Source organism: Vibrio ostreicida, assembly GCF_013074385.2.
GTDB lineage: Bacteria > Pseudomonadota > Gammaproteobacteria > Enterobacterales > Vibrionaceae > Vibrio > Vibrio ostreicida.
In genome coordinates this window covers 1-11,668 of sequence record NZ_JABEYA020000017.1, presented here as the reverse complement: position 1 = coordinate 11,668, position 11,668 = coordinate 1, and the positions used below count along the sequence as shown (strand labels likewise).

Here is an 11,668-nt window from a genome sequence, read left to right as displayed (position 1 = left end):
AGTGTCAGGTATCTAAAGAATTAGATACCAAGCCAATACGGATCCGACGGAACTATTCCGCTAGAGCGTCACGTAAGCTCTTGGGTCGCATATCTACCCATACTTTGTTGATATGATCTAAGCAGGTCTGTTTGTCACCCTTTACGCCAACTTCACTCCAACCATTAGGGACTGAATGGTAAGTTGGCCAAATGCTGTATTGTTGCTGGGTGTTGATTACAACAGTGAATTCTGTATCTGGGCTATCAATACTCATAAGAACCTCAACTTCATCGATGTTATTTATTTTTGTTAATGTCTGATTTAATGTTTGCGTAACAAGCCGTTACCCTGTCCTTTAAAGAACAACTTTTGCAACGGCTGATTGAATATAGGAATGATCGCAGGTGTTAAGCTCAGTAAGCTGACCCGCTTCCATCTTAAAAATACGGTCTGCCGCATCGAAATATCGATCATCATGAGTAATCGCGATAACCGTAACCTCACGCGCTTTTAATAACGGCAACAACTGAGTGTAAAAGACCTTCCTGAACCTTGGGTCCTGATCAGCGGCCCACTCATCAAGCAAAATACACCCTCTCTTCTCCGCTATCGCCATTAACAAAGCCAGTCGCTTACGCTGACCTTGTGAATAACGGACATCGGATAAACGACCATTATCATGAGAGACTTTATGGCTCATTTCTAGTCGATCCATCCATTCATCAATGCACTCCTCTTGCACATCTTGTCCCTGCCCATCTGCAATTTGGTGGAATAGATAAAAGTCACTAAAAACGGAAGAAAATTGTTGACGATACCCCGACCAACTCTCTTCAGAAATGGCGGTGTCATTAAGAAAAATATCCCCTGAATGGGGTCTATATAGGCCGGTCAATAAGCGAGCAAACGTCGACTTTCCACTCCCATTCCCACCAATCACAAAGATCAACTCTCCTCTGGAGACTTTAAAGTTAAGGGGACCGACACAAAATGGTCTATCATCGCCATCGGCTCTGTATTGGTACGTCACGTTACGTAAATCAAGGCTTTCAAAGGCACTCGCTTGAGAAGTCAGCGTGGTCAGAGAGGTGTGGTGACTTAAGTCAAGGGATTCAAGTTTACGCATCGAGATGTTGGCACTGATCAAACCCGGTAGAGCGCCCACCGCAGCCATTAACGGCATACGCATGAATAAAATAATGAGCGCAAACGTTGATGCGACCTCAAAACTCGCCCAATCAAGACCAAGCGCGAGATAGAAATTCAGTCCTATTAGCCCAAGGACAACGGTATTTGCCATATTGGAAGCAAACCCATTGTAGATATCAGCCTGCGTGACTTGATCTCGATACCCAGCAGCATTAGGGCTGAACTCATCATCGAAGTAACGTCTTGCTCGATGTGGGTTAAGGGACAACTCTTTACGTCCATCGATGATCGCTTGATAGTCTTGGTAGAGTCTATCTTCGAGATCACGTACCTGACGCACATGGAACGTGATACGAGCCACCAGCAGATAACCTATCACCCCCGTCAACCCCAAAGTCAGTAGGCTGACTCCAAATAGTAGGGGTGACAAAAAGGCTAGATAAGTGAGCGCAACGATCGACAGTACCAATCCGTAAATTAAATCAGGTAAAGTAACAAAGGCGATCGTAATATTGCGGATATCGGTGTTTAAGGACGCAAGAACACCCGCACTACCTACCTGCTCAATCTGTTCGATATCAGTATTAATCAGTTGCTTGACCAGTTCACATCGCTTGGCATAGACAAAACGATGCCCGAGTTTATGTAGAGAAACTTGAGCAAATGTCGCAGTGATCAACAACAAAGTTAGTAAGCCAAAGAACTGCCAAATGGCACTTTCTAGATCCTTAGATTGACTCAATAACTCATACTGAATGAAGGCAATGACACCAATGCTGAGAAACGCACTGACAACACTTAACAAAATAACAAAAGCCAAAGCTTTGTGCTGTTTATGGGCCAGTTGAACAAGTAATTTCATTTCAATTCCAACAATTAATTATTATTGTGATTCTCATTATCAACAAAAGATTAGCCATGGAAGCAATCACAATGATTGCCCCCCATGTCTCCATGAATCAGTCAACAATCCGCTCAATTAGAGTCGGCGTAGACCCCACATCAGATACATACCACCAATCAGAGAGGCGACCAAACCCGCTGGTATCTCTTGGGGGTATAAAAGCTGCCTGCCAAGCCAGTCAGCAAATAACATCAACCCAATGCCTATCAATGCCGAGCAAATCAAATGCTCTCGGGAACGACTAAAACCAAACAAACGCGCCAGATGGGGAGCCATTAAACCAACAAAACTCAACGGCCCAACCACTAAGGTGGCGCTGACTGTCAGCATCGCGACCAAGAGAAGCAACAGCCCTCGGGCTTTCGACACATTTAATCCTAAAGCACGCGCACTAGCTTCACCTAACGGCAGAATATCGAGCCAACGCGCCGTAAGAAAACTCAACCCAACCAGAATAAAGGTCGCAAAAAAAAGTGGCACCAATGCCGACTGTGTCACGTAATACGTTGAACCAGACAGCCAAGCCAACACCTGATAACTTCGAGGATCTCCACCTGCGAGCACAAAACTTTGCACCGCATTCATTAACGCGGTGATGGCGACTCCCGTTAGGAGCACGCGTTCGGGTTGAAAGCCTGACTTACGATTCAGTAGCACAATCACACCTAAAGAAGCCATTGCTCCAATGAAACCGCCGACGTATAAACCCGTTAGGCTGACACCAACGCCCGAGAACATAGCGATAATCAGCCCAAGAGCGGTTCCGGAGCTGATCCCAATGACTTCTGGACTGGCCATCGGGTTTCCACTTAACCTCTGAATCACTGTTCCCGCCGTCGCTAACATCAAACCAGCGAACCCCGCTGCCACCAACCTTGGCCAACGCCATTCAAGTAAGCTCCATTGGTTCGAATAGAACAACCAACCCCACCCTGAGCTTTGAATGGAGACGGTACTAAACATAAAGACCGTCAGTACTATGAACAGCATTGCTAGGACAACGGCGCGACGATTTAAGCGCTTAACTTGTTGACGATGTCTCGTCATCACCGTCTCAGTCTGTGTCTGACTTCGTATTGACAGCCTTGGTAGTAACCAAAGAAGCAATGGAGCACCCAAAGCGGCAGTGGCGGCACCAGTTGGTATAACCATTGCCGCAATACCAGGCAATTGTTGAATAAGTAAGTCCGTCAAGGTGAGCAGTAAGGCCCCCAATAACATAGATACAATCAGTTTTGGTACGAGTCTGTGGACACCTGTTGCACGGGCAATCGCCGGAGCCGCCAAGCCAACAAAACCAATCACCCCCACTTTCGCCACCACCCAAGAGGTCAACAACACCGCTAGCCCGAGGCAAACAAAACGTAACTTCGCCAATGAAACACCGAGACTTTTTGCACCCTCTGCTGAAAGCTCAAGTAAAGTCAATGGTTTGACGAAGACAAAAGCGACAAGAATCGCTAAGATCAACCTAGGTGCCAAATACGCGATATCCGCCCACCCTGTTTGAACCAAGGACCCCGCCCCCCAAATCATCAGGCCAGCAAGCTTATCTTGATTCATCATCAAAGCAACGGTACTGAGCGCACCAAAATAGAGGTTGACGACCAGTCCAGAGACCACCACTACGGTTGGAGAAAGTGCCCGACGCCATGACAGCAAAAACACTAACGCCATGGTCCCTATCCCGCCAACTAGCGCGACTAGAGGCTTAGACACCGTCAGTAACCAAGGGGCGTATAGCGTCGCCATCATTAACGCAAAGCTAGCACCACTAGCGACCCCGAGCGTAGAAGGAGAGGCCAGCGGATTACGCAATACCTGCTGCATGAGCACACCAGCCGTAGCCAAGGCTGCCCCTGCAATGAGCGTCGTCAGTAACCTAGGCCACCAAGTGAGGTGAAGCCGAACAGATTCAGGCGACGTCCAATCAACATGCCAGAGGCTGCTAAGACTGAGAGAAAGGTTACCTAACGTATTTATCTGAAACCCTACCAGCGCCAAAACACACACCGTGAGAATGACAACCAAACCTAAAGACATGACTTTCATGGAGATACCTCTTGCACAATCGCCATCGTGATCAGGTGGGCAAACCGCATTGCGGATGGCAAGGCACCAAAGCTCCAAGTCGGTTTAACCTTTAATACCGGCCAACCCGATTGCTTGACCAAGTACTGCCAATATTGATCCTGCTTAAGGTGTTGTTCTACGCCAGCAGGCAGCGGTTCAATAATCACCAACTGACCATGGATCCCTTGCAGCTGATCAATGCCGACTAAACTAAAACCCCAAGCGTTGGTTTGCTTGTCCCAAGCGCTGTCAAGCTCAAGTTGATCCAAAGCCACTTTGTAAATGCTGTTATCTCCAAATACGCGCACGTGCTTGGTGTCCATAAACTGCACTAAGAGTATGGGGGGCTGTTGAGACGGAAGCCGGTCTTTTAATGTTTCAAAAACTCTCTCACTATCAACAATCAGAGCGTCAGCTTGTTGACTGGCGCCGACTTCTTTTCCCATACGACGAGTAAAATTTGTGACCGCTTGCCAGTCTACTTGCCCTATTTTATACAGACCCAGTCTTTTGACAGGCGCAATACGAGACAACTGAGTTTCAAGTGAAGAAAACCGAGGAGAGAGGAAAATGGTATCCAGTTTCAGTTCAGAGAGGCGTTCAAGGTTAGGTTGTGTTCTTAAACCGACATCCATTGTCTCAGAGGGAATCGGTGGACTTTTTACCCAATCGTTGTAGTCAGACTGCTGAGCCGATGCAACGGGTGTAATGCCCAGTGCAATCATGGTTTCAGTTTGAGACCAATCGATCGACATCACGCGCAATGTATGGCCATTGCCATGTTCGTTTGCATGAGCAACAGAAATAAACGTCACAGCCATAAGAAAAAACGTTGCAAAGCGCCGAGCGTTTAACATGGCATAGCCACCGAATAGCCTGCAGCGTGTTCGCTAATCTGCATATCAATCCCATATATATCTCGCAGGTTTTGTTGGTTGAATACCTCCGAGACCGGCCCATTGACCATCAATTCTCCGCTGTGTAAAGCCACGATATGATCGCAAAACCTTGCTGCCAAATTAATATCATGAATAACGATTAATACGCCCAGTTCAAGATCCTTTGAAAGGGAACGAATCAACTGCAGCATTTCAACCTGATGGGCAATGTCAAGGGCCGACAAAGGCTCGTCCAATAGAAGATACTGAGTTCTTTGAGCAAGTAGCATCGCTAACCATACGCGCTGACGCTCTCCACCAGATAAGGTGTCTACCAGCCTATTTGCATAGCCTATGGTTCCCGTCATGTGCATTGCTTGTTCAATGTATTCTGTATCTTTACGGTTCAACCGTCCGAGTAAACCATGCCAAGGGTATCGTCCAAAACTCACAAGATCTCGACCAGACAAGCTATCGGTATTTGGGAGGTGCTGAGGTAAGTAAGCCACTTTCTGGGCAAACTGTTTATCCGACCAGTTTGAGACGGATTGGTTATACAGAAGCATATCCCCTTCTGTAGCCGACTGCTGCTGTGCTAGAAGTTTAAGTAAAGTAGACTTACCTGAACCATTATGGCCAACTAACGCGTAGATTTTTCCAGGCTCAAACCGCATATTGAAATCTGACAACAGTGTCCTATCACCAACGCTAAACGCTAGGTTTCTAGCTTCGAGCATACCTATTCCCTTAAACTCTTTATTTACATATGGTTAATCAATTAAAACCATCGATTAACAAGAGGTGATTTATATAACAGTAAATAGATAAATGCAAACCATTTTCATTTGCATTTATATCTCTATCAATAAAGAATCCGTCATGACGTAGGGACGTTAAAGGCTTAACTGGATGTTTATCTACTTCTTTGGAGGTAAGCACTGAACGTCTCAGTTCAGCACTGTTTGGTTATCTTTTGCCCGAATATGTTAGCGCGTAAAGTCTAGCAACATTTTCGGTGACATTCGCAACATTGTTCTTTGATTCTTCATACGCTTGTGGAGTTGACATTGGACGAGGAATACAGCTAAACACCGCGTCAATGCCTTCTGCGTACACTGCACGATAGTCCTCTGCTGTACTGCCCACTATGGCAATAACGGGCACATTGAGTGCCTTTGCCATCCTTGATACCCCTACGGGTGTCTTTCCGTGTATACTTTGGCCATCCATTTGTCCCTCTCCAGTGATCACCAAATCCGCCCCTGACAGCTGTTTTTTAAATCCGACGGTTTCAAGCACAATCTCAATGCCTGATCTCAGGGTTGCATTTGCATAACTTAATAAAGCGCCCCCCATCCCCCCAGCAGCGCCGGCACCAGGAACATTTATCATATTAATGCCAGTGACATCTTCACTGAGGCGACCAAACCTTTCAAGCCATTGATCTAACGCCAACATCTTTTCCGGCTCTACACCTTTCTGCTGCCCATAAACAAAAGTGGCGCCATTCGGTCCACATAAAGGATTATCCACATCACAAGCGCCTAGGATCTGGCAATCGGCCAGTCGTTTATCAAGCATTGATAAATCGACACGAGCTAGCTGTGATAGGCTTCGAGCACCTTTAGGAACAAAAGTATTCCCATCATGATTGATAAATTTAACCCCTAACGCAGATAACATTCCCGAACCTGCATCATTGGTAGCACTTCCACCCAGCCCAATAATAAGTTTGCGAGCCCCGTTATCTAGCGCATGCTTAATCATTTGGCCCGTACCATAACTGGTCGTGTCTAGAGGGTTACGTAAAGACGTGGGGACAAGATGTAACCCACTTGCTTGAGCCATTTCAATCACTGCCGTTTGGCCATCGGTTGATAGCCCATAATATGCCGTCACTTTATCGCCCACAGGCCCTGTTACAGTTAGGCTAACCGCCATGCCAAAGCCCCCTTCCAAGAAAGCATTGACGGTCCCCTCTCCACCATCAGCAATCGGTACAACAGCAAGCTCAGCATCAGGAAACACCCGGTTCAGTCCTTCTTTTATCGCGAAAGCCACTTCTGATGACGATAAACTTTCTTTAAAAGAATCTGGGGCAATCACCACTTTCATACTTTATCTCCCAGCGAATAGACTGACCTAATAAGTTAGCAGACTGACCGGATAACATTGCCGATGGAGATCAAAAAAACGGAGTGCCAGCCGTCTTTTAATCACCTTACCCTAATACGGCAAGCAGCGCTGACTAAATTGTTTCTTAACTGAAAGGCCATTTAAATGCAGCATAAGCCCATAGGCGCCACTTTTGGCCTCGCCTTCTTTTTATCTACTTACCTGTGCCATACAATAAACCCATTAATTCACTTCAATGTGTATTAAAATCACAGCTTGTGAATGAGAAAGAAACGCACATCGTGTCACAGAATATTATAATCATTAATGAAAACACAGTTTTCTTAATTAATGATTAACTTGATCATGACTGAATTAAAACCATCGATAAAAATAACCAGATACCACAACGATATACGAGCCCAGTTGAATATTAAATTATTGAAGATAATACGAAAAAAAGCGTCGCTGTGTGTTATCTAACCAATGTATTTAGATGCATTTTAAAAACGATCTGACAAAACTCAGACACTCAGTTACATAAAACAAATTCTTCATGGGGATTTTAAGTGATATAAATCACAAAATAATTCTCAATATAGACTAATTTATACATAAATTAGTAACAATCCTTAACAGAAAACTAAAGAATTAATGTGGAAATTTATTCATTAACTCATGAAAATAATGGGGAAACCTGAATGACAAAAGTAAGTCCAGACTCCTACACGCTTCCAATAGGCAACTGTCGACTTAACAGGAGTGATACCGGTGCAGAAATTGTTTTTGACCAAAATAAGACCTTTTCCATTACCATTCCAGAAAGCAGTGTATTGCGAAAGCTCATTAGCGAAAAAAATAATATCGTTAGCAAAGATGATCTTGTTATCGAAGCTTGGGGCCGCACTGATATTATTGGCTCTAATTCTTTACCTGTTGCGATAACAAACTTAAGAAAAGTCCTAGAAATGGACAATATTAAAATTGTCAATGTACCACGACGAGGCTACCGACTAGATATCAACGAAAGTAGACCACTTTCCTCTAAACACAGCCCTGAAGAGATTAATATCGATAAATCTTTTTTCTCTCAGCTTAATTTAGGTGTTAACGGTATAGAAAAAGTAAAACTGTATTTTTCAGCCTTAGTTTTAATCTCGACATTTTACAGCCTTTTCTATGTCTATTTCTCATGGGTCGATCTCAGCTGTCGTGATTTCGGTCATGTCTCCGTGTGCACGATAGAAGGCGACAACTTCAATTCTGAAATATTAAACGGAAAATCAGGAACTTACTATTACTCATCTTCAACTGGGCTCATGGATGCAAACAAAAATAATTAAGACGTTCATATACGTTTCCTTACTCAGTTTTAGTGTGCTAATTCTGATATCCACTTACTCTTTCCTTAACGGGTCTACCTGTAATTACTCGATCGATTTACATGTGCCCGACGATGAGAGGGACGTCCTGCTCACCTGTTACCGTGGTAAAGTCGTTGTGTTAGAAAGCCAGCAGGACGAACAAGGGAAGTTAATAAGCAAATGGAAAATTGAAGCAAGGCAGTTAAGAATTGGTGATCAGATGATTTACTTTGTCTATTCACGAATCCCACTGATTAACAGCAGTGAGTATAACGCGACCGATAGGTTTAATCAGATTTCTTCAGGCTATCGCTTTCTTTTCTATCGTTTTGTCCGCCAAGGCAATGACCTGTATATCTTTCAGGCTTTTCCAAGGTATTTTGTTCACAAAGGCAAAATTGAAGGGAAGCTTGGCCTGTGGGACTAACAGATGCGCTCTGAGGCCAAAGGTCTGCTGGCTCTATTAGTGGTGAACCCAAATAATTGGCGAAACTTGTACTCAGAGATATTATGGAAGTTAGCTAGCCAACGTTGTGGTTGATCGGTTGACTATCAAAGTAGACCGATTGGTGGTTCCATTTTTTCCACACGAGCACAATTGGGTACGACTGTACCCATTTTGACTTCAATCGGTCTAATTCAATTGTCCTGATGACGTTATTGAGGCAATCTATATAACCAACACTGCACAAACTTTCGGTCGTCAGCGCCGAAACCTGATCAAAATTAAAGTTGGGTTCCCAAACCAAAATAGTATGATCAATCTGCGTTATGTTAAGGTATTTAAAGCATCGTCGACATGGGCAATGCCAATTCAAACAGGGAGATGACATTGTCTCAACGGGTGATTCACTGAGACAAACGCATGGATGTGTATTCGGTATCTTGTCAAAATGGACTGACGACGGGTTTTTGAACGCCCTTGCATATTTCAATGATTGAAGAGGGTCATGTCCCCTCTTCTTACACTCTATTCTTTCTAGAACACCTGCGACATGCCTGTGTCTTGACTGCTAACCAACAATAAGCCTATCGCTACAAGTAACAATCCACCAAAAAGCTGAACGTAGTAGCCTGCAAGCTGCCATGATGCCTTTTTCTCACTGTTTGAGGTCGCCATGCAGCGCCTGACTAACTTCTTGCTTGTCAAAGTCAAAATAGCAACCACAGACGTGGTCAGCGCTGTGCCTCCTGCCATCGCTAGCGCACTCATCACGCCTAACCAGTAGGTACCGACCATATTGGCAAACAAAAGGGCCATGATGGCGCCTGTACATGGCCTAATACCTATGCTGGCAACAACACCTATGTATTCTCTCAACGTCGACGCCTCATTGATCGCGTCTGCCCCTGCAGCATGCTGGTGCCCGCAACCACATTCGGCGTGAGCAGCCTCAATTCTGTGCACACTGCTTTGCAGCCTAAGCAAAGAGCTATGCCCGCCTATGGATCTTGAAGACGGAACCGCCAATGGTGTCAGAGCCTTCACTTTAAGCTTGGGAACGCTGATGATGCGAGAGATCTGTTTGCCTGCTTTCCAACAAATCAATAGACCCAGAACCACAACCAAAATAAAACTCAAAGCAACAAACGTCGCCGCTTTCTCGTTAACAACACGCATGGAAGCATTAAAGCCCCAGACTAAGACACTGACCAGTATGATGGCAACCAAAGCCTGACAAATCGCTGAAATTATGGTCAGCATCAGGCTTACTCTCACTTTCGCTGGATGCGTTGCCAAATAGGTTGAGACGATCACCTTGCCATACCCCGGTCCTAAAGAATGAAGGATTCCATAGAGAAAGCTAAATCCGACGAGATAACTGCCAGAAACGAGTGGCTCACTTTGTGCGCTGTAAAGCAGGTCAGCAAGCTGAGTATTGACCTCTCTCTGCCATTCAATGGACGCCAACACTAAAGAGGGCCAGATCAGCCCTACCTGATAGGCTCCAATCATTAACATCAATAGAGAAATGGCAGCAATTAACCAATTTGTTTTTATTGTTCGACTTAGTTTCATAGGACTAAACCTTTTTTATCTTGAGGTGACTATTTACGCTTTGGGATGAAAAGAGGCCACTGCCGTTACTAGCTAGTGGCAATAGCGCAATGCATTTTCACCATCTGAGTGAATAACTGGCCAAGGGTATTGTCAGGATCTGCATTGGTAGGTAATGACATGGCGTACATCATTTGCTGAGAGGTTGGATTAGGCTCCACAAGCTCCAATTGACATTGTTGTGCTAACCCTTTGGAGAGAATAATATCCGACTTTGAACGCCACACCATATCGACATAATAGCTCGAATCAAAGGCCAATAGACGCAACGTATCTCTGGTTAATGGCTTGGGTCTCGCTAAAGGAAGAGTAAAACTAAGCTTTAACTTAGACTTTGCGCGTTCTAATTTTGGGTCGAGAGCACGGTGATACTTGACGGGCTTCTCACCGTCATAAAAATAAGTAAAGTAATCTTCACTTACCATGTTTTTCACCACCGTTTTGGCAATCTTATCTAAGGTTTTTTCCGCGTTTTCAGGTGACATATCCTCCCCATCAAGCAAATAAGCCGACGTCATGGCATCAAACGTCCACTCCATTTTAATACCGCTGACAAGGCCATTTTCACCTTCAATCTGCGTTTTCATATCAACCCAGGAATGAGGGTGAGCGTGAACAAGTGAAGAAATACATACAGCCACCATACCAACTAATGTGATTACCAAGGGAGACTGACGGTATAACTACCAACCGACTTTGTCGTAGTCACACTAGCAATGATATCCCAAGTTGGCAACTCAAGCCGACTTGGGGAGTAGCTCTAATTTTGCCAGCCTCAATGCTGCTGTATTCATGTTTTCTCTCAACCAGATCAACCTGACGCCATTCGGGCTGATTTCCACATCGTATTTGGCTTTTAACTGCCGTGAGACTTGAACCTGACCCAAGTGAGGATTTTGCAAGCTAAACTCTATGACAAGGCTTTCTAGCTCTGCGTCTGGCCTGTTTTTATGTCGCAGGTTAGGTGTTTCTTGGCGTCTTAGTGCGTCGATGCCTCCTTCTTTGAGCAATCGCCTATGACGATAGATGGTATCTCTGGACACGCCTGTAAGGCGAGAGGCTTCGGTAACGTTACCCAGCTTGTCCGCTAACGCTAATACGTCCAGCTTTTTCTGTATCTCGATGTCTTCCATTGCGGCTTTTG

Annotated in this window: 11 protein-coding genes; 2 read left to right on the top strand and 9 right to left on the bottom strand. The window is 44.9% G+C overall.

The features are described from left to right. Positions 1–52: 52 nt before the first annotated feature. From HLM86_RS16635 to HLM86_RS16610, 6 genes are all read right to left on the bottom strand, one after another. Entirely contained in the window at positions 53–256 is a 204-nt protein-coding gene (locus HLM86_RS16635) for an MbtH family protein (protein ID WP_076587742.1), read from the bottom strand. 81 nt (positions 257–337) lie between these two features. Next, positions 338–1,993, bottom strand: coding sequence for a multidrug ABC transporter permease/ATP-binding protein (locus HLM86_RS16630; protein WP_170883393.1), 1,656 nt, complete (start codon positions 1,991–1,993; stop codon positions 338–340). Between the two features lie 117 nt (positions 1,994–2,110). Then, positions 2,111–4,087: a Fe(3+)-hydroxamate ABC transporter permease FhuB gene (fhuB, locus tag HLM86_RS16625; protein WP_076587738.1), complete on the bottom strand. Its 1,977-nt coding sequence runs from the start codon at positions 4,085–4,087 to the stop codon at positions 2,111–2,113. Continuing rightward, positions 4,084–4,965 carry an ABC transporter substrate-binding protein gene (locus tag HLM86_RS16620; RefSeq protein WP_170883395.1) on the bottom strand — a complete coding sequence of 294 codons (882 nt, stop codon included), beginning with the start codon at positions 4,963–4,965 and terminating at the stop codon, positions 4,084–4,086. Before HLM86_RS16620 ends, fhuB begins: the two co-directional genes overlap by 4 nt. Then, positions 4,959–5,723, bottom strand: coding sequence for an ABC transporter ATP-binding protein (locus HLM86_RS16615; protein WP_170883397.1), 765 nt, complete (start codon positions 5,721–5,723; stop codon positions 4,959–4,961). The genes HLM86_RS16620 and HLM86_RS16615 overlap by 7 nt, the downstream gene beginning before the upstream one ends. A 229-nt stretch (positions 5,724–5,952) precedes the next feature. Next, positions 5,953–7,101 carry a glycerate kinase gene (locus HLM86_RS16610; protein ID WP_170883399.1) on the bottom strand — a complete coding sequence of 383 codons (1,149 nt, stop codon included), beginning with the start codon at positions 7,099–7,101 and terminating at the stop codon, positions 5,953–5,955. Positions 7,102–7,802: 701 nt separating this feature from the next. Here HLM86_RS16610 and HLM86_RS16605 point away from each other — a divergent pair. Continuing rightward, positions 7,803–8,444: a winged helix-turn-helix domain-containing protein gene (locus tag HLM86_RS16605; RefSeq protein WP_170883401.1), complete on the top strand. Its 642-nt coding sequence runs from the start codon at positions 7,803–7,805 to the stop codon at positions 8,442–8,444. Further along, positions 8,425–8,892, top strand: a complete 468-nt coding sequence (locus HLM86_RS16600; RefSeq protein ID WP_217702213.1) for a hypothetical protein — start codon at positions 8,425–8,427, stop codon at positions 8,890–8,892. Before HLM86_RS16605 ends, HLM86_RS16600 begins: the two co-directional genes overlap by 20 nt. A gap of 552 nt (positions 8,893–9,444) precedes the next feature. Here the strand turns inward: HLM86_RS16600 and HLM86_RS16595 are convergent. The 3 genes from HLM86_RS16595 to HLM86_RS16585 all read right to left on the bottom strand — a co-directional run. After that, entirely contained in the window at positions 9,445–10,485 is a 1,041-nt protein-coding gene (locus HLM86_RS16595; RefSeq protein ID WP_170883403.1) for a nickel/cobalt transporter, read from the bottom strand. 68 nt (positions 10,486–10,553) lie between these two features. Continuing rightward, positions 10,554–11,168, bottom strand: coding sequence for a DUF1007 family protein (locus HLM86_RS16590; RefSeq protein ID WP_170883410.1), 615 nt, complete (start codon positions 11,166–11,168; stop codon positions 10,554–10,556). 93 nt (positions 11,169–11,261) lie between these two features. Beyond that, a partial coding sequence (locus HLM86_RS16585) for a helix-turn-helix domain-containing protein (RefSeq protein ID WP_170883654.1) occupies positions 11,262–11,668 on the bottom strand: 407 nt, incomplete at its 5' end.

Coding starts and splice junctions, on each gene's coding strand:
- HLM86_RS16630 (WP_170883393.1), bottom strand. CDS start 1,993: ATGAAATTACTTGTTCAACTGGCCCATAAACAGCACAAAGCTTTGGCT.
- HLM86_RS16620 (WP_170883395.1), bottom strand. CDS start 4,965: ATGTTAAACGCTCGGCGCTTTGCAACGTTTTTTCTTATGGCTGTGACG.
- fhuB (WP_076587738.1), bottom strand. CDS start 4,087: ATGAAAGTCATGTCTTTAGGTTTGGTTGTCATTCTCACGGTGTGTGTT.
- HLM86_RS16610 (WP_170883399.1), bottom strand. CDS start 7,101: ATGAAAGTGGTGATTGCCCCAGATTCTTTTAAAGAAAGTTTATCGTCA.
- HLM86_RS16615 (WP_170883397.1), bottom strand. CDS start 5,723: ATGCTCGAAGCTAGAAACCTAGCGTTTAGCGTTGGTGATAGGACACTG.
- HLM86_RS16605 (WP_170883401.1), top strand. CDS start 7,803: ATGACAAAAGTAAGTCCAGACTCCTACACGCTTCCAATAGGCAACTGT.
- HLM86_RS16595 (WP_170883403.1), bottom strand. CDS start 10,485: ATGAAACTAAGTCGAACAATAAAAACAAATTGGTTAATTGCTGCCATT.
- HLM86_RS16590 (WP_170883410.1), bottom strand. CDS start 11,168: ATGGTGGCTGTATGTATTTCTTCACTTGTTCACGCTCACCCTCATTCC.
- HLM86_RS16600 (WP_217702213.1), top strand. CDS start 8,425: ATGCAAACAAAAATAATTAAGACGTTCATATACGTTTCCTTACTCAGT.
- HLM86_RS16635 (WP_076587742.1), bottom strand. CDS start 256: ATGAGTATTGATAGCCCAGATACAGAATTCACTGTTGTAATCAACACC.